The sequence below is a fragment of the Salmonella sp. NW884 genome (genome assembly GCF_051700745.1).
Lineage (GTDB): Bacteria > Pseudomonadota > Gammaproteobacteria > Enterobacterales > Enterobacteriaceae > Salmonella > Salmonella enterica.
Genome location: NZ_JAMMDE010000009.1, coordinates 58,986 through 80,870 on the forward strand (window position 1 = coordinate 58,986; position 21,885 = coordinate 80,870).

At 45.0% G+C, this 21,885-nt stretch carries 6 protein-coding genes; all 6 read left to right on the forward strand.

Features of this window, described 5'->3' with window-relative positions; genetic code table 11:
• The first annotated feature begins 184 nt into the window (after positions 1–184).
• Positions 185–715, forward strand: a complete 531-nt coding sequence (gene ssb1 / locus NA197_RS18105; protein WP_000168322.1) for a single-stranded DNA-binding protein SSB1 — start codon at positions 185–187, stop codon at positions 713–715.
• Between the two features lie 1,052 nt (positions 716–1,767).
• Positions 1,768–2,400, forward strand: a complete 633-nt coding sequence (gene siiA, locus NA197_RS18110; protein ID WP_001584107.1) for an SPI-4 type I secretion system auxiliary protein SiiA — start codon at positions 1,768–1,770, stop codon at positions 2,398–2,400.
• Positions 2,397–3,785, forward strand: coding sequence for a MotA/TolQ/ExbB proton channel family protein (locus NA197_RS18115; protein WP_064043397.1), 1,389 nt, complete (start codon positions 2,397–2,399; stop codon positions 3,783–3,785). The genes siiA and NA197_RS18115 overlap by 4 nt, the downstream gene beginning before the upstream one ends.
• Positions 3,775–5,094, forward strand: coding sequence for an SPI-4 type I secretion system protein SiiC (siiC, locus tag NA197_RS18120; RefSeq protein WP_001541306.1), 1,320 nt, complete (start codon positions 3,775–3,777; stop codon positions 5,092–5,094). Before NA197_RS18115 ends, siiC begins: the two co-directional genes overlap by 11 nt.
• Entirely contained in the window at positions 5,091–6,368 is a 1,278-nt protein-coding gene (siiD, locus tag NA197_RS18125; protein ID WP_001081935.1) for an SPI-4 type I secretion system protein SiiD, read from the forward strand. The genes siiC and siiD overlap by 4 nt, the downstream gene beginning before the upstream one ends.
• 16 nt (positions 6,369–6,384) lie before the next feature.
• Entirely contained in the window at positions 6,385–21,864 is a 15,480-nt protein-coding gene (locus NA197_RS18130) for an Ig-like domain-containing protein (protein WP_438796699.1), read from the forward strand.
• The last annotated feature ends 21 nt before the right edge of the window (positions 21,865–21,885 follow it).

Below are 21,885 nucleotides of genomic sequence, written 5' to 3' on the forward strand. Positions count from 1 at the left end.
AATTATGACACAATTTAACCTGTTTGAATATACAGTATTGGAATGCATCTTCAGCTAAAGTATGCAACAATATGAGGTTCGCGCGAGTGACCTGGAACCTGCATCGCAGCTATTAAAATGCTACGTGGAAATGGTACACTCACGCGTTTACACTATTTATGAAACGTATTCAGGAGACTCAATTATGGCCAGCAGAGGCGTAAACAAGGTGATTCTCGTTGGTAATCTGGGCCAGGACCCGGAAGTACGCTATATGCCGAGTGGCGGCGCTGTCGCCAACTTAACGCTGGCTACTTCTGAATCCTGGCGCGATAAGCAGACCGGCGAAATGAAAGAGCAGACTGAATGGCACCGGGTGGTGATGTTCGGCAAACTGGCGGAAGTGGCCGGCGAATATCTGCGTAAAGGTTCTCAGGTGTATATCGAAGGTCAATTGCGTACCCGCAAGTGGACCGATCAGAGTGGCCAGGAACGCTATACGACTGAAATTAACGTTCCGCAGATCGGCGGCGTGATGCAGATGCTGGGTGGTCGCCAGGGCGGCGGCGCACCGGCAGGCGGTCAGCAGCAGGGGGGTTGGGGTCAACCGCAACAACCTCAGCAGCCGCAGGGCGGCAACCAGTTCAGCGGCGGAGCGCAGTCGCGTCCACAGCAATCCGCGCCAGCGCCGTCTAACGAACCGCCAATGGATTTTGACGACGACATTCCGTTCTGATTTTTGGTAAAAAACTCAAAGCGTTATTTGCATTTTCGCTATAGTTCTCGTCTGCTGAAATGCCTGGTGTAAACCAGGCATTTTCTTACCTGGTATTATTGTCTTAGTATCCCTTTCAAAAAAGAGAAGCGCATATCTCACGGAATGACTTACGAAAAAATGTCGCTTATCGCCTCTGGCCGACTCGCCTCGGCACATCATTATCCAGCCGAAGTTCATAAATGTACTGCAATAACCCGGATTGTCTTAAATATGAAAGAGAAAACTCATCTGCAAAATATATAATTTATAGCCATTTTTTGACAACAAAAAGATATTATAAAATAACGTTAGAGAATGGTCGGTATTATCAATAGTTAATTAAATGTTTGCTTTAGCTTGTGATGAGCTCAAATATGATATGTGCATCTTGCTTTATTTTTAATTGCTGAAGATAAAGTTGTTACTTATAGCTGGCTTTATATAAAAAATGGTTTTATTTGTGTGTGTTTTTACGCAATTCTGATTTTTTACTCCCCACTTATTATATTTTTAATGATTTAAGTTATATTGAAGTCCCTATGACCCTATGTTTTAATTGTGAAAATTAATTTTATCCTCTGGAGGCAAATTTATTAAATACGTATGGTTATAACGCGTATTAAAAAGAAATATGTCCTTAAAATGATTTAGAGTTTCAATGATTAGCTAACAAATCTATTTATCGACGGGTGGTTTTAATTTGCTGATGACTATTTTTTATTTATGAGCTGAGAGCTTATGCGATACCTATTATTGGGGAAGATATAGTTAGTGCAATAATTGATGTCTACCTAATTAAAAAAATGAAGAGTGTTTTTAATTAAAGCACTCATCTTTGTTGTGGGCGCATAAAAATGGCGTCGTTGTTTTTATTTTTCTGATTACGAGATGTAAGAAAACTGAACTCTATAAAGCGTATTGGTAGCAGGAAGCCAAGGGCGGTAGCGTTCACTTTCTGAATAAGTTGAGCATCCTTTATCCTTTCTAATCCACAAAAACATTTTATTCACAATGTAATATCAGGAGACAACATGGAAGACGAAAGTAATCCGTGGCCTAGTTTTGTTGATACATTCTCTACGGTATTGTGCATTTTTATATTTCTTATGTTGGTGTTTGCACTTAATAATATGATTATTATGTATGACAACTCAATTAAAGTTTATAAAGCAAATATAGAGAATAAGACTAAATCTACTGCTCAAAATAACGGAGCCAATGACAATTCAAATGCTAATGAAATAGTTAATAAGGAAGTGAATACCCAAGATGTGTCGGACGGAATGACTACAATGTCAGGTAAGGAGGTTGGAGTATACGATATCGCCGATGGTCAGAAAACTGATATAACGTCTACAAAAAATGAGCTTGTTATTACGTATCATGGCAGGCTGAGAAGCTTTTCAGAAGAGGACACTTATAAAATAAAGGCTTGGTTAGAAGACAAAATCAATAGTAATTTATTGATAGAAATGGTTATTCCTCAGGCAGACATCTCTTTCTCTGACTCTCTACGACTGGGATATGAACGGGGAATTATTTTGATGAAAGAGATTAAGAAAATATATCCTGATGTAGTTATTGACATGAGTGTTAACTCCGTAGCATCAAGTACAACGAGTAAAGCTATTATCACGACTATTAATAAAAAGGTGTCAGAGTGAAATATATAAATCATTACCGCTATTTCTTTGTCTGTTTTTTTCTTGCCATACTCCCTTTTTTCGCTTTATCTTTTCCCGGTATAAGAGAGTATGTTTTTGATAACTTCATGGTTTCTGCAATTTACAATGGAGTCATTATTGCCATTTATATTACAGGTTCTTTGTGTGCATTATTCACTATTCTTAAAAATATTTCAGCAAAAGACATATTAATAGCTCAGGACGCCAGTAGAAAAAATAGCATTCTTTCTAACCTCAATCAGGTTTTGTTTGCCGGGGAACCCAAACAGTGTGATTTCAATTTACTGATGGAATTAGATGACAATGTGTCTACCGCCCGTAACCAACGATTGTCATTTATTATGAGCTGTAGCAATGTGTCGACGCTTGTTGGCCTGTTGGGGACGTTTGCGGGTTTGTCTATTACGATTGGTTCAATCGGGAACTTATTGAGCTCGCCATCAGATGTTGGCGGTGATAATGCAAGTAATACACTCAATATGATCGTGACAATGGTAGCGTCGCTTTCTGAACCATTGAAAGGGATGAATACCGCATTTGTATCTTCTATCTATGGTGTTGTTTGCGCCATACTCCTGACCTCACAAAGTGTTTTTGTTCGCAGCTCCTATTCCCTTGTTTCTACGGAAATCAAAAAATTAAAAATCATAAGCAACAGATCCAATAATAAACAACGAAGCCTGCGGGTTGAATCAGAGACGCTTGTAGAATTTAAAGAGTTGTTTAAAGCTTTTTTTGATAACTATCTGTCAGTTGAAAATTTACGGACGCAGGATGAAGAAAAGAAACGAGAGATGCTATCAGATAGCTTTGTCACTTTGCAAAACCGGCTATTGGATAACTCAGCAAAACTAGAGCAACTTTCTACGCTGATTGATGGTTATCTGGTAAGCAGTAACGAAAATCTCAAAAAATTATCTGACGGTGTAATAACAATTACCTCGCGTTTATCTGAAGGTAATATCCTGCTTGCTGATAATAATGCACGACTGGAGGCAATGAGTACAATACAAAATATTATAGATAAAAAGAATGATTCAATAATGGCATCAGTTGATAAATGCTATCAGGAATCTCTTTCACATGGTAAGACCATAAACGATATTGCCGCTGGCAGTGCCGATATTTCCCATACTCTCGATGGGCTGAGAAAAGAAATGGATGAGGATATGAATAATGTTCATTTAGCGCTATCCGATCTATCGGCTACTGATAAAAAGATTATTGCCAATACTAAAGAGATTAGTGCTGAAATGGTTAGCTACCGTGATACCTATATGCCATTAATGGAAAAAATAACATCTATGCATCAGGAAATAGTAAAGCAACGTTTGTTAAACAAGGAGGAAAAAAATGAAGATTAAGATGTTTTTTCTGACGACTGCTTTTATTACACAAAGCACATACGCCAGCGAGCTTCCGGTCATTCCTCTAAGAGATTTAGTTAATGCCGCATTAACGCATCAGCCCTCTGTTGCTGTTTCATATTATGAGACTGAAAAGAAAAACAGTGACTTAGATCTTTCACGGGCAGCACTTTATCCTACCCTGGATCTAACATCTGGCCTTAATAATAACAGGAAAGAGTCATCAGGTACCGAGAGGAACGTTGAAAATAAGGTGTCTTTATCATACCGAATAACGGATTTTGGAGTGAGGGGGGCTAATATCAGGAAATCTGAATATGAAAGAGATAATAGTAAAACTGACTATGAAAAAACAAAGAATATAGTGTCTCAGGAGGTTGTGACAACCTATTACAACATTAGTAAATATCGTGAAATGATTGATGGCGTAAATCTGGAGAAAGAGTTTTATAAAAAGATGCTGGAAACTTTTTCGTTGCTGGTATCTTCCGGTGTAGCGATGCAATCTGATATGCGTAAAGTACAAGTATCTATCGATGCATTAAATACCAGAAGCATTATGTATCAGTCGATGTTGGATGATGAAATGTATAAAATGCAGAATATGACTGGTCTGAATTTATCGCCAGTTCAGATTCAAAGCGATGAAAAATTCAACCTCTTCAAAAAATATATCTTTGTCGAAAGCCCTGAAAAACTTATGGACATGGTGATGAAATACAACGATGACTATAAGATGCTTGTCAATACCCGAAAAGCCGCGACCGAAGATATTAATGCCGCAAAATCATCCTATTTTCCGACTGTAGATCTCGTTTCCAGCTATGTACAGAATAACCCGAGCGGTAGTGCCAAAAAAAGTGATTATGAAGATGAATTTAAAACGGGTATCAATGTCAGTTTCAACATTTTTAATGGGTTCAGAAATTCAGCCCAGGAAAGAAAAATGGTGGCAAGTTACTCGCAGGCTAAGCTGCAAATTGACGATTTTTTGATTAAAACGCGTTATAACATTGATTCACAACTTTCAAGATACGCCGCTGCAAAAGAGACTTACTCAGTGGCGGAACGTTCACATACAAACGCGTTACAGCTTACTGAATTATATGAGCAGGAGTTTCAGTTAGGGCAAAAAAGTTTGCTTGATTTAATTTCAAGCCGTAATGAAGCATTTCAGGCATATGTAAGCATGATCGACAGCAAATATAGCCTGTATATTTTAAAGCTACAGCAACTCTCATTGATTTTTCATTTAATGGATTATTTAAAAGGAAATACTGAAAGTGAGTTAAATGTAATGAAATGAATAGAAGACAAAGCGATCATCTCATGATGATAATTATTTCTTTGACGATCTTAATTATTATCCTTACCTACTTTATAGAAATTAATTCAGTAGTTCATGGCCAGGGCGTTATCACTACTAAAGATAATGCTCAGTTAATATCTCTTTCTAAAGGAGGGACGATACAAGATATTTATGTAGCCGAGGGTGATACTGTAAAAAAAGGAGAACTCCTTGCAAAGGTCGTTAACCTTGATCTGCAAAAAGAATATCAAAGGTATAGAACTCAAAAAGGGTATCTGGATAAAGATGTTAACGAAATATCTTTCATTCTTGATAAAGAAAATGAGAGTGGGTTGATTACCCTGGATGGCACCCGTTCTTTAAGCAATAAAGAGGTAAAAGCGAATATTGAATTAGTGCATAGTCAGATAAGAGCTAAAGAGTTAAAAAAAACCTCTCTTGATTCTGAGATTAGCGGATTACAAGAGAAGCTGAGTTCGAAAGAAAAAGAACTCGCATTGCTTGCCGAAGAAATAAATATTCTTTCCCCACTGGTAAAAAAAGGAATTAGCCCATATACCAATTTTCTTAACAAGAAACAGGCGTATATAAAAGTTAAGTCTGAAATTAATGATATTGAAAGTAGCATCACTTTAAAAAAAGATGATATTGAGTTGGTTGTTAATGATATTGAGGCGCTTAATAATGAATTGCGACTATCTTTATCTAAAATAATATCTAAAAATCTTCAGGAACTTGAGGTTGTTAACTCTACATTAAAAGTAATAGAGAAGCAGATAAATGAGGAGGATATCTATTCACCGGTTGACGGTGTAATTTATAAAATCAATAAAAGTGCCACTACTCATGGTGGTGTGATTCAGGCGGCGGACTTACTTTTTGAAATAAAACCAAAAGTAAGGACTATGCTGGCCGATGTGAAAATATTACCCAAATACCGTGACCAAATATATGTAGATGAAGCCGTTAAACTGGATGTGCAGTCAATTATCCAACCAAAGATAAAATCGTATAATGCGACTATCGATAATATTAGCCCTGATTCCTATGAGGAAAATACCGGAGGAACAATTCAGCGTTATTATAAAGTAATTATTGCATTCGATGTTAATGAAGATGATTTACGGTGGTTAAAACCAGGTATGACTGTTGACGCCAGTGTAATTACCGGAAAACACAGCATTATGGAATACCTGTTATCTCCCTTGATGAAAGGCGTGGATAAAGCCTTTTCAGAACCAGTTAATACTAAACGATTAGATACACCTTGAGAGTGAATATAATATTATGGGAAATAAAAGCATACAAAAGTTTTTTGCCGATCAAAATTCTGTAATTGATTTATCTTCTTTGGGTAATGCCAAAGGCGCAAAAGTTTCTCTTTCCGGGCCAGACATGAACATTACCACGCCGCGTGGTTCAGTGATCATTGTCAATGGCGCTCTTTATTCAAGTATCAAAGGCAATAACCTCGCTGTTAAATTTAAAGATAAGACTATTACCGGCGCTAAAATTCTGGGCAGCGTAGATTTAAAAGATATTCAACTGGAGAGAATTGACAGCTCATTGGTTGATTCTGCTCAGGTAGAAAAGAAAGGTAATGGCAAACGACGAAATAAGAAGGAAGAAGAGGAATTAAAAAAGCAGCTTGACGATGCTGAAAACGCAAAGAAAGAAGCTGATAAGGCGAAGGAAGAAGCAGAGAAAGCTAAGGAGGCTGCAGAAAAAGCGCTCAATGAAGCGTTTGAAGTACAGAACTCGTCAAAGCAAATGGAAGAAATGCTGCAGGAATTTTTGGCTGACAATGTAGCAAAAGACAATCTGGCTCAGCAAAGCGATGCTTCCCAGCAAAATACACAGGCTAAAGCAACGCAGGCTTCTAAACAGAACGATGCTGAAAAAGTTCTTCCTCAACCTATTAATAAAAATACCAGCACTGGCAAAAGTAATAGCAGTAAAAATGAGGAAAATAAGCTCGATGCCGAGTCTGTTAAAGAGCCGCTTAAAGTCACATTAGCGCTTGCGGCCGAAAGTAACAGCGGTAGCAAAGATGATAGTATAACTAATTTTACCAAACCTCAGTTTGTAGGTAGCACTGCTCCCAATGCCACGGTCATTATTAAAATTAATGGTATTGCTGTCGGTCAGGCTGTAGCGGATAGTTTGGGTAACTTCACCTTTACAGCGCCTGAAACATTGACTGATGGAACATACAATCTGGAGGCAGAGGCCAAGACTGCTGATGGAAGCGGTAGCGCCAAACTTGTCATTACTATCGATTCCGTTACCGATAAGCCAACATTTGAACTTTCGCCTGAAAGTAGTGTGTCCGGTCATAAGGGCTTAACGCCGACCTTGACGCCTTCAATTGTTGGTACGGCGGAAGAGAATGCTAAGGTTGACATTTATGTAGATAATAAACTGGTTGCCAGCGTTGATGTCGATAAAGATGGAAACTGGAGTTATGAATTTAAAGACAATGAATTATCTGAGGGCGAAAATAGTATAAAAGTCGTTGCCGTGGATAAAGCAGGTAATAAAAACGAAACGACGGATAGTATCATAACCGACACCATTCCTCCGGAAAAGCCGACGATTGAGCTGGATGATAGTAGTGATTCCGGCATTAAAAATGACAACATTACAAATAGCACCCTGCCAACATTTATTGGTGTGGCGGAACCCGGTTCTACAGTCTCTATTTATCTTGGACTTAAGCATCTTGGTGAGGTCATTGTTGCTAAAGATGGGACATGGAGCTATACGCTTACTACGCCGCTCAAGGATGGCGAATACAATATAACAGCAACAGCTACTGATATTGCCGGGCATACCTCTGCGACGGCAAATCTGCCTTTTACTATTGATACCCGTATCAGCTATTTCAGCGCTGAGATTGAAACGACTGATGATAGTGGTATTGTCGGTGATAACGTTACTAACAATACTCGCCCAACCTTTACAGGTAAAACTGAGCCAAATGCTATTATCAGTGTCATAAATAGTGAGACTGGCGAAGAGGTTATTTTTAAAGCGAATGACAAGGGCGAATGGACGTTCAATTTCACTTCCGACTCAGTGGAAGGGATTAATAATCTTACGTTCACCGTTGAAGATGTCGCTGGCAACAAAAAGGATTTTTCCTTTAGTTACGTTATTGATACTATTGCCCCTGTACCTCCGACAGTTTCTTTGGAGGATTTTGTTGTTTTGCCGAATGGTATAATTTTATCAGGGAATGATTTACCGGCTTTAGTCGGTACGGCAGAGCCAAAGTCTACCATCTTATTGATGCGAGATGGTAAATTATATGACAGCATTGAGGTTGACTCAAACGGGACCTGGAATTATCAGTTTAGTAATAAATTTCTTCAGGGCGCCTATGATATTGAAATCATTTCTCAGGATGCCGCCGGTAATAAATCCTCTACTGTTAAATATTCTTTTACTATTCAAACTGAAGTTGTACCTCCAAAAGCGGAACTCGATGCCAGTGATGATTCCGGTGCAAAAGGCGACTGGATTACCAATAAACATAATGCTCTGACATTACTGGGAACAGCGGATAGGTTTGCTACCGTAAATATCCTTATCGATGGTAAAACGATAGGCGTGACGACTGCGGATGCAGACGGTAACTGGAATTTTGATATTTCCCGAAATCTGTCTGACAATGTTTATAAGATTACGGTTGAATCCATCGATCCTTTAGGAAGAACGTCATCTGTAGATTATCAGCTTACCATTGATAGCTTTACGCCGATCCCTACTGTTATGTTGCATGATAGCGCTGACTCTGGCGTTAAAGGCGATATGATTACTAAAATTAATACGCCGTTGTTTACCGGGATGGCTGAAGCTAATGCTAAGGTTTCCATCTATGTTGACGGTGTGTTAAGTGGTGAGGCTATTGCTGGCGATGATGGTGTATGGAATTTTCAATTTACCACAGCGTTATCCGATGGCTCGCATGACGTAACGGTAAAGGTAGAAGATATTGCCGGTAATACTGCCTCCTCATCAGCGTATAATTTCCAAATCGTAACGCAAACGCAAAAACCAACAATAGAGTTGGTCAACGATACGGGGGTTGATAATACAGACCATATTATTAATGAAAAGAATCCTGCACTAACAGGGACTGCTGCACCCTATTCAACGGTTAAACTCTATATTGATGGCGCACTGATCGCTGAGGTCAGAACAAATAAAGATGGCAGATGGGAGTATACCCTGAAAGCCGATCAAGGTTTGGTTGATGGCGATCATAGAATAACCGCTTCAGTTGAAGATATCGCTGGCAACATTGCCCATTCGGATCCTTTCTTAATTAGCGTCGATACTGCTATTTCAATACCGATAGTTTCATTGAGCCCGGATTCAGATTCGGGAATTGCAGATGATAATTTAACGAATATCGTTAAACCTACCTTGCACCTAAAAGATATTGATCCGGACATTATCAGTGTTCAGGTATGGGATGCCGCGTCTGATACGCAGATCGGTGTTGCCACGCAACAACCTGATGGTTCATGGGCCTATACCTTTACTTCAGATTTAACGGAAGGCTTGCATCAGGTTTATGTCAAGGTTGAGGACATTGCGGGTAATAAAGCGAACAGCGCGGTATTCGATTTTACTATCGATACCACAGTATCAACGCCGGTGATTTCCCTGCTTTCTAAGGATGATACGGGGGTGACAGGCGATAACCTGACCAATATCAATAAGCCAGGTTTTGCTATTTCCGGTGTTGATGCCGATGCGCATCGGGTCGTCGTACAGGTGATGCACAATGGCGTGAGCGAAGAGATCGAACTTTCCCACCTCAATGGTAGTTGGTTATTTACACCAGGGAATACGTGGGCGGATGGCAGCTACACGTTAACGGTGAAAGTAGAAGATAAGGCAGGAAATACCAGCTATTCAGCGCCGCTGACGGTCGTTATCGATACCCAAATCGCCATTGATGGGGTGGAACTGGTCAACGATAGCGGCGTGAAAGGCGATAATATGACCAACGACGACCGTCCCCACTTTCGTGTGACGGTACCTACGGATGTCAATGAAGTCCGTCTGAGCATTGACGGTGGTAATTCGTGGGTTCAGGCAACCCCGGGCGTAGCAGGCAGCTGGGAGTATATCTGGCCGACAGACCTGGCAGATGGTCAATACACGCTAACGGTGGAAGCGACTGATAAAGCAGGCAATACAGTGACGAAGACCATCGATTTCGCGGTGGATACCACGCTGTCAGTGCCGGTCATCGTACTGAATAGCGCGGACGATACCGGTGTCCAGGGCGATAACATGACGAATCGCACCCAGCCGACATTTGCCCTGCAGCATATTGATGATGATGCCGTTCGCGTTACGGTCAGCGTGGAGCATGGCGGCGTCACCACCACATTTGACGCCACGAAAGGCACAGGCGGATGGACCTTTACGCCGACAGGGGCGTGGGCGGATGGGGATTATACCCTGAGTGTGTCAGTCGAAGATAAAGCGGGGAACACCAGCCATTCTGCATCGCTGACGGTGACGGTGGACACGCAAATCGCCATTAATAACATTGAACTGGTCAATGACAGCGGTATTCCCAACGATAATCTGACTAATAACGTGCGTCCGCACTTCCAGGTGACGGTACCGACGGATGTCAACGTGGTGCGCCTGAGCATTGACGGCGGCAAGACGTGGGTAACAGCGGCGCAGAAGGCAGCCGGGGTTTGGGAATATATCTGGCCGGATGATGTGACCGATGGCTCCCATACCCTGACGGTAGAAGCGACCGATGAGGCGGGAAATAAGGCAACACAGACGCTCGATTTCACCATCGACACCACTCTGTCTGTGCCGACCCTCTCGCTGGACAGCGCAGATGACAGCGGCATCGCGGGCGATAATATCACCAATGTTAAAACGCCGGGCTTTACCCTCAACAATATTGATACCGATGTCAGCAGGGTGATAGTGGAGGTAATGCACAATGGCATTAAACAGGAGGTACCACTGGTTCAGACCGGCGGACAGTGGCGCTTTGCGCCGACCAGCGACTGGGCGGACGGCGACTATATCCTGACGGTGAAGGTAGAAGATAGGGCCGGAAATGTGAAGCAGTCCGCGCCGTTGACGGTGACAGTGGACACGCATATCGCCATTGACCGTATTGAGCTGGTTAACGACAGCGGTATCCCCGACGATAATCTGACCAATGAAGCGCGCCCGCACTTTCAGGTGACAGTACCGGCGGATGTTAACGGTGTAAGACTGAGCATTGATGGCGGCAAAACGTGGTTTGACGCCACGCAGAGCGCGACGTCGGGCGTCTGGGATTATACCTGGCTGACGAATGTGGCTAACGGCCCCCACACCCTGATGGTGGAAGCGACCGACAAGGCGGGAAACAAAACGACGCAGAAACTGGACTTCATCATCGATACCCTGCTGTCAGAACCGACTATTACCCTGGACAGTGCGGATGACAGCGCTGCTGGCGATAACATCACCAACGTTAAGATGCCAGGCTTTACCCTCGGTAATATCGACGCCGACGTGACCAAAGTGGTGGTGACGGTGGCGCATGATGGTAAGAACCAACAGATAGAGTTGATTAAGAACGGCGGTGTGTGGCGCTTTACGCCGGGCGCAGCCTGGTCCGATGGCGACTATACGCTGACGGTAAAGGTAGAAGATAAGGCGGGTAATACAAATTATTCTGCGCCGCTGACGGTGACTATCGATACGCAAACGTCTATTGATCGCATTGAACTTCTTAATGACACGGGTATTGTCGGGGATAACCTGACCAATGAAGCACGTCCACAGTTTCATATTACGGTACCGACGGACGTGAACTCTGTGCAACTGAGTCTTGATGGCGGCATCAACTGGGTTAACGCAACGCTGACGTCTGACGGCGTTTGGGAGTATATATGGCCGACAGATCTGGTCGAAAATACGTATACCCTGACAGTGAAAGCAACCGATGTTGCAGGCAACACGGCGACGGAAACGCTCAATTTTATCATTGATACCACATTGTCGACACCGACCATCACGCTGGATAGCGCAGATGATAGCGGTACCGCCAACGATAATAAGACTAACGTTAAAACGCCGGGTTTTATTATCGGCGGTATTGATTCTGACGTGACTCAGGTCGTCGTGCAGGTGATGCGCGATGGTCACAGCGAGGAGGTGGAGCTGACGCAGACTAACGGGCAGTGGCGTTTTGTACCCGGCAGCGCGTGGACTGATGGCGACTATACGCTGACGGTAACGGTGAAAGATGAGGCGGGTAATATTCGCCACTCAGCGCCGTTGACGGTCACCATCGATACGCAAATCGCCATTGACCATATTGAACTGGTCAATGACAGCGGTATTCCCAACGATAATCTGACTAATAACGTGCGTCCGCACTTCCAGGTGACGGTACCGACGGATGTCAACGTGGTGCGCCTGAGCATTGACGGCGGCAAGACGTGGTTCAACGCTACCCAGAGCGCGACGCCGGGCGTCTGGGATTATACCTGGCTGGCTGATGTGGGAGAGGGGAAACATACCCTGACAGTGGAGGCGACCGACAAGGCGGGAAACCAGACGACGCAGCAACTGGACTTCATCATCGATACCATGCTGTCAGAACCGACTATCGTGCTGGACAACACGGACGACAGCGGAACAAAAGGCGATAACCTGACCAACGTAAATAAGCCGACGTTTTTACTGGGTAATATTGACGCAGACGCGCGGTATGTCACGGTTGAGGTGCAGCATGGCGGCACGAAAGAAGTGCTGACGGCCACCAAAGGCGCGACCGGCATCTGGAGCGTGACACCGACCGGCACATGGGCAGATGGCGACTATACGCTGACGGTGAGGGTGGAGGATGATGCGGGGAACGTAAAATACTCAGCGCCGCTGACGGTCACGGTTGATACCCAAATCACCATCGATGTTATTGAACTGGTTAATGATAACGGTATTCCCGGCGACAACCTGACCAATGACGTTCGTCCACACTTCCGCGTCACGGTGCCAGGGGATGTCAACGAGGTACGTCTGAGTATCGACGGCGGTAATACGTGGGTTCGTGCAACACAGGGCACGGCAGGGATCTGGGATTACACCTGGCCGAAAGATGTGACCGACGGGCTACATACCCTGACGGTAGAAGCGACCGATAAGGCGGGAAATAAGACGACGCAGACGCTCGATTTTACCATTGATACCCGGCTGTCAACGCCTACCATCGCTATGGATAGCAGGGACGATACAGGTGCCATTGGCGATCATATTACGAGCGTCAAAAGGCCGGGCTTTACCATTGGCAATATTGACGCCGATGCGCACTCGGTCATTTTGCGGATCACACAGGGCGGCAATAGCCAGGAAGTGACACTAACCCAGGTTGGAGGACAGTGGCGCTTTACGCCAGATGCTGACTGGGCGGACGGTAGCTATACGCTAACGGTAGAAGTCCAGGATAACGCGGGGAATGTCCGCCAGTCCACGCCGCTGGTGGTGACGGTAGATACGCAAACCAGTATTACCGATATTACATTGGTCAATGATCATGGCGTGCCTGATGACAATCTAACTAACAGTACCCGTCCGCAGTTTGAGATCACGGTGCCGGCGGATGTGAATTCTGTGCAACTGAGCATTGATGGGGGCGCAAACTGGGTGAGCGCGGCGCAGGGTATCGAAGGCGTCTGGGGCTATACCTGGCCAACGGATATGGGCGATGGAAAACACACCCTAACCGTCATGGTCACCGACAGAGCGGGCAATACGGCGACGCAAACGCTTGAATTTTTCATCGACACCCGGTTGTCGACGCCGACCATTGCGCTGGATAGCACGGATGATACCGGTACGCCTGGCGATGATATGACCAATCGCACCCGACCGACCTTTATTCTGCAGAATATCGATTCGGATGTTATCAACGTTACAGTCAGCGTCACGCATAATGGAACGACAACCTCGTTTACCGCGACACAGGGGGCTGCAGGATGGAGCTTTACACCGCCAGCGCCGTGGGGCGACGGTGATTATACGCTGACGGTGACAGTGGAGGATCGGGCGGGAAATACGCGTCCGTCTACGCCGCTGACGGTGACAGTGGATACGCAAATAGCCATTGATCGTATTGAATTAGTCAACGATAGCGGCGTCCCTGGCGATAATGTGACAAAACATGTGCGTCCGCAGTTCCAGATCTCGGTACCGGATGATGTGGAAAAGGTTCTTCTGAGTATTGACGGCGGCACGACCTGGGTTACTGCAATCAAGAGTTCGACGGCTGGCATTTGGGATTACACCTGGCCGACGGATATGCCAGAGGGACAGCATACCCTGATCGTGGAAGTGACTGACGGTGCGGGTAATAAGATGACGGGGACGCTCGATTTCACTATCGACATCACGTTGTTGACGCCAACCATTGAGCTGGCGCCCGATCAGGATACCGGACAGAATAAGAACGATAATCTGACCAGCGTCACTCAGCCGATATTTGTGTTGGGGAGTATCGATAAAGATGTTCGACACGTGGAATTGAGTATTGAGCATAACGGTACGTTTAAAACGGTGGTACTCACCGAATCAGCCGACGGCTGGCGCTATCGACCAGATTCTGCTTTGGCGGACGGTAGCTACACATTCACCGTGACGGTAACAGATGTGGCAGGCAACCAGCAAACATCCGCGCCTTTAAAGGTGACGATAGACGGTACGTTGACTACGCCGGTGATTGAACTGGCAGCTGGCGAAGATAGCGGTACTGTTGGCGATCGCCTCACCAATCACGATCGGCCTGTGTTCGACATACGCCAGGTTGATTCTGACGTTACGCGCGTGATGGTCAAAGTAACTTACAACGGTAAAACGCACGAGGAAGCGGCGGTATTCACCAATGGTCAATGGCGCTTTACGCCTTCTGCGAGCTGGGCTGATGGCTCATATCAGTTAGCCGTTGTGGTGGAAGATCTGGCGGGGAATGTAAAAGAGTCTGCGCCGTTAGAGGTGCGTATTGATACCACGACAACCATTAACAATATCGTATTGCTTAATGATACTGGCGTGCAGAATGATCAATTAACGAATGTTGCCAAACCGTCATTCAGAATTGACGTTCCCGGTGATGTCGTCCAGGTACGCGTAACCCTGGATGGTGGCGCTAACTGGAATGTGATACGTAAAAATGCCGACGGACAGTGGATTTTTGACAGCCCGAATACTCTGGTTGACGGCACATATACCCTTCGCGTAGAGGCCACGGATGAGGCAGGTAATATTGCGAATAAAGATTTAGTATTTAATATCGATACTAATATACAGGTTCCTACTATTGCTTTAGACGCAGGACAAGATACCGGAGCGAATACCGCCGATAATATTACTAATATTTCACGACCTACCTTTACGATTGGTAATGTTGACCCCGATGTTATCAAAGTCGTGGTGACGATTGATGGTCATGATTATAACGCGATTAAGGTTGGGGCTGGTTGGCAATTTACACCAGGCAATGCCATTCCGGATGGTTCTTATAATATTACCGTTACGGTTGAAGATAAGGCCGGAAATACCGCGACATCGAAACCATTACCTGTTGTGATAGATACGACGGCTGAAATTGAAAGCGTCACGTTGGTTACAGATAGCGGTGATAGCGATGTAGATAACATTACCAAAGTCGACAAGCCGCAGTTTAGTATTGTTACCGCTGATGATATTACCCAGGTGCGCGTTAAAATCGATAACGCCGCTAATTGGATTGAACTCACAAAAGGAGGGGATGGCCGCTGGATATTTAATGTCGGTTCGGCATTACCTGATGGGCAACACACTCTCTTGGTTGATGTGACTGATATCGCCGGCAACGTTGCGCAAGAAACGCTGCAGTTTACGATTGATACGACTCTGCGAGAGCCGACAATTGTACTCGATCCCACCCATGATACTGGTGATGATACTAATGATAATCTTACCAGGATTAACAAACCGGTGTTTATTATCGGTAATGTCGATAATGATGTATCACACATTGTGGTTCATATTGATGGTCGGGATTACACCATTGAAAACACAGGGGGGAATTTAACCTTTACGCCGGATCAACCGCTGTCTGACGGTCAGCATACGATCTCTGTTACCGTAACGGATATTGCTGGTAATACCAAAACATCGGCCGAACTGAAGATTGAAATCGACACGCAGGTTCAGATTGACAGTGTTACGTTAACAACAGATAGCGGCGTCAACGATCACGATAATGTCACCAATGCTACCCGTCCCTCTTTTGAAATTGCAACGCCTGATGATGTGACATCAGTGCTGGTTTCTTTCGATGGCGTAAACTGGACGCCTGTCAGTAAAAATGCGGCCGGGCAGTGGCAATTTACTGCAGGTAGCGCATTGTCTGATGGTCATTATACTCTCCATGTCCAGGCGACGGATCGGGCAGGGAATACGGCAAATTCCACGCTGGGCTTCACCGTGGATACGCAGATTGACGGCCTGAGCGTCGTGATGCTGGACGACGCCGGAAAGGATTCTACGGATGGTATTACGAATATTACCTCTCCACGTTTTGAAATTTCAGCCAGAGAACCGCTGCAGAGCGTGACGGTAATTTTAAACGGGAAATCCAGCACACTGACTCAGGGGGCAGGTAATAAATGGCTATTTACCCCTGATACACCGTTAGTGGATGGAACTTACAAAATAGAAATAGTGGCTGAAGATATCGCAGGTAATAAAATTAGCAAAGAGGTATCATTCACAATAGACACTGTTGTTTCTGATCCCCGTATTGATTTGCTGGATGCGGATGATACTGGCGAAAGCGCTGTTGATAATATTACGAGTGTCACTAAACCACGTTTCGTTATTGGCAATGTACCCGCCGATATTGATACTGTTGTAATCAGAATTAACGGCGTTTCTTATCCGGTTACGGCAAATGGCAATAACCTCTGGGAATTTCAGGTTCCCGTTGCGTTAAACGATGGCGTATATGAAGCCGTTGTTGTCTTCAGAGATATTGCCGGAAATACTTCTGAAACTAAGCTGCCCTTTACCATTGATACCACGACAAGCGTCAGTGTCAGAATGGAGCCAGCGTCTGATACCGGCAGCTCCAATAGCGATAACCTTACGAATAAGCAAAATCCCAAATTCGAAGGTACTGCAGAGCCCAATGCGAAACTGGTGATTACCATTGTTGACGATAAGTCAGGTCGGGAGGTTCTAAAACACACGATTACGGTTGGCGCCGATGGCAACTGGAGTGTGACGCCGAATATACTGCCGGATGGCATGTATACCATCAACGTCGTCGCAACAGATGTCGCGGGAAATACTGCGCAAACGCAGGAAAGATTCACTATCGATACGGTTACGATCGATCCTACCATTCGCCTTTCGGATCCATCTATTGATGATCAGTATGAGGCAACCAGCCTGCGTCCTGAGTTCAAAGGGCTTGCCGAAGCGTTCTCGACGATTATGATTCAGTGGGATGGGAAAGTGGTCGGCTCGGCAAACGCCAATGCGAATGGCGAATGGAGTTGGACGCCGCCATCAGTATTAGCGCCAGGCTCCTATGTTGTGAGCATTGTTGCCAAAGATAAAGCGGGTAATGAATCGTCGCAGGTCGACTTTCCTGTCGTAATACCTGTTATTGATGTCACGCCTCCAACCATAAAGCTCAGCGAGGAGAGCGATAGTGGTGCCTTAGGAGACTTTACCACGAATAATAAAACGCCGACCCTGGTTGGGAACACGTTACCTAATGCGATTGTGAGTATTTATGTGGATGGCGTGAAGGTCGGCGAGGCGACAGCGGATACAGCGGGTCGATATACTTTCCAGTTATCGGAAATGAAAGATGGCCATTATGTCGTCCAGGTGGGTATCGTCAACCCTCGCGATAATAGCGAACTGCGTTCCACCGCCGTTGATGTCACTATCGATACCGAGGTTGCTGAACTGGTATGGAATATATCTGGAATGCATGAGGGCGGATATATCAACACGGTGACGCCGGAGATTGGCGGCACCAGTGAGCCAAACAGCAAAATCACTATCTTTGTGAATGGCGTTGAAAAAGCGATTGCTTATACGACAGGCGCAGGACACTGGGGCGTAGTATTACCCGCTTTGGGTAATGACGGTAATTATGAATTAACGTTTAAAGTTGAAGACGTTGCCGGCAATATCAGAGAGTTTGGTCCGCAGAATGTGATACTGGATACGGTAATTTCGCCGTTAACCGTGGTATTACGCGAAGCTGATGACAGTGGCAAAGTTGGCGACTGGATCACCAATAAATCTCATGTCACCATCGATGGTACTGCCGAAGCCGGAAGTACTTTAACCATCAGGAATCCGCAGGGAGTGGTTATTGCTACCCTGGTGGTAGGCAATGATGGTCGATGGAGCGCAGAATTAGATCTGCGTGAAGGTAGTAATGCCTTTGTCGTGGTATCGGAAGATAAAGCGGGCAACAGCCAACAAAAAGATATTCTGATAGAACATGATACGCAGATTGAAATCAGCGATATTTCATTAAGTCGGGATACTAATAGCGGTGATAAATATGATCTGATTACCAATAATAAGTCTCCGGTACTGGTTGCCATGACCGATCCCGGCGCGACGGTACAGGTTTATATTAATGGTGTGTTACAAGGCACAGTAGAGGCGAGTTCGTCAGGTAATATTAGCTATACCATGCCGGCAAATAGCGCCGACGGCGAGTATCAGGTGCAATTTGTTGCTACAGATACTGCTGGCAACCGGGTTGAGTCTGCGATTACAACCGTGACAATCGATTCTCAAATTGCTGTCTTTGACATTGATGAAGATTCATTACCGGCCCTCTCTAATAACCGGGCGTTGTCAGTCTCAGGTGTCGGGGAGGCTGGTTCTCAGGTCAGCATCTTTGTCGATGGTAAATTAGTCAACGTTGTTATGGTTGAGGCTGATGGCACATGGCGCGCGCCGATACTGCTGCAAGATGATGGTAAGTTTAATATTCATTTCAGCATTACTGACGTTGCTGGCAACACTGAAGTGAGCAAGGATTATAGCGTGGATGTCGATTCATCAACCGACTTCCCAACGCTCAACCTTGAAGATGCGAGCAACTCTGGTTCACTTGACGATCTGATTACTAGTCACAACAAGCCTGTGTTAGTAGGCACCGCAGAAGCGGGAGCCACAATCCATATTTATGTGGATGAAAAGATCGTGGCAAATGTGCTTGTGCTTGAAGATGGAACCTGGTCCTATCAGTTTGATAATGCGTTAAAAGATGGTGAATATTCTATCCGTGTGGTTGCCGAAGACCCGGCAGGTAATACGGCAGAATCGCCTCGCTTACTCGTCACGATAGATACCAGTACGTTTATCGATAATCCTGTTATGATGGCAGGATCTGATAACGGTATTTTCAGTAATGATAGTATAACGAGTCAGACCCGGCCTGCGTTTAGTATTTTTGGAGAAATGAACCAGAGTGTTCAGATTTTCATTGATGGAGTGCTAGTCGATACGATCACGGTGACGGACAGAAATCAAGTTTATCGACCTGAGTCACCGTTGGGCGATGGTTCCCATAGCATTTATTATGTTATCACCGATAAAGCAGGCAACACGGCTACCTCGAAAACGCTAAACTTTACTATCGATACCTTTAATACGACGCCTGTCGCCATTGATTCTATCGGTGGACAAACGTTAGCAGAGATGACCGGTAGTGATGGCAAAATATATATAACGGACACGACGCGTAACTTATTGTTTAGTGGCAGTGCCGAGCCCAATAGCAAAATAGAAATCATCATTAATGGCTTAAATGTGGGGGAAGTTTGGGTTAATGACAAAGGCCACTGGCAGATGCCGGTGAACCCGCTTTATTTCACAGAAGGCCAGCTGGATATCACTGTTAAATCTACGGACCGTGCTGGTAACGTCAATCAGGAAAAGTATTCCATTTGGGTCGATACGCATATCCAGGTATTTACCAGCGAGCTTGATGACAATAAATCATCATCGAAAACGGACTGGTGGAGTAATAGCTCCACTATTACCATGAGAGGTATGGGGGAAATTGGCGCTACGGTATCATTAATCGTGGCAGGGGTCACGCTGGCAACCGCTGTCGTTGCGGCTAATGGGCAGTGGGAATTATCGACCGATCAGCTTCCGGAAGGGAAATACGATATCACTTTGAGTATTGAGGATAACGCAGGCAACCGTAAGGAAGAGGTACATGAAATATTTATTGATCGAACGCCGCCAAACGCTCCGGTCGTAACGTATTCAGATATTGTCAACGATCTAATTATTATGCAGGGAGCGGCGGAAGCCAAATCTCAGCTAATAATAACCGATAGTAATGGGAATACTTATACGTTAACCGTTCCTGATAATGGTAAATGGAGTATGGCGATCCCGTATCCATCGGAAGGGAAGTTTACCATTACGAGTGTGGATGCGATTGGTAACCGGAGTGATGATGTCTCTCTCGATATCATGAAAGAGACTCCTGTTATTTCATTATCTCCAGACTCAGACAGTGGTACGGCGGGCGATAATATTACGCGAGATAATCAGCCTACCTTTATTATCGGGAATCTGGAAAGCGATGTTGTGGTCGTTCAGGTCGATATCAATGGGACCGTATATAATGCTGAAAAAAATGCCGATGGCGTTTGGTTCTTTACGCCAGGTACACCGTTAGCTGATGGTTCCTATACGATATCGGTAATCGCAAGCGATGCCGCGGGTAATCAGAAAAACTCGTTACCCATTACCGTTACGATCGACAGTACGCTGACCGTGCCGGAGATTGCGCTGGCAGCAGGTGAAGACAATGGCGCTTCAGACAGCGATAACGTGACGAATCACAATCACACCCAGCCTAAGTTCACGCTGCAGCATATTGATGCTGATGTGACCGGGGTGACTGTAAACGTGACGCATAATGGCGTGACAGACACCTATCAGGCGACGCAAGGCGCGGATGGCTGGACCTTCACGCCGCCAGCCGCCTGGAATGATGGTACCTACACGCTGAGCGTGACGGTGGTGGATCGCGCGGGGAACTCACTGCAATCTGCTTCGCTGGAGGTGACGGTTGACTCAACGGTGACGGTAACAGCGGATAGCCAACATGACGATGCGAGCGATGACGCCACGCCAACAGCGGTTACTCCACCGGAGTCTGAAACAGTGAATGCCGAAAGCGCTACGCATCTTCGTACAGTGCCGTCTGCGGCGGAAGAAAGCGTGGTGAAGGAGACAGCCTATAGTATTACATTGTTAAACGCTGACTCTGGGGATGAAATAGATCGTTCAATTAGTCAGACACCTTCTTTTGAAATATCAGTACCTGAGAATATTGTTAATGTCAGTGTTATGTTTGAAGGAGAAGAGTTTACTCTGCCGATAACTAACCAGAAAGCAATATTCGAAGTTCCGCTATCTTTGGAAGATGGTGAATATACTATGGACGTGAAATTCATTGATAAGGACGATGATTTCCTGATTAAGGAAAAAACATTCTCAGTCGATCACTCCTCGGCGGATATTGTGAACGCAATGAATGCAAGAGGAAAGACCGAAGATGATATTAATGATTCCCCTTCCACGAGTTCTGTAGGGCACAACAATAACGGCGCTATTGATGTTTTCGCCGTTAATGAAGTTACGCTACCTGTAGATAATCAAGAAGAACACGCATAATAACGGAGACCCCTCACCTTT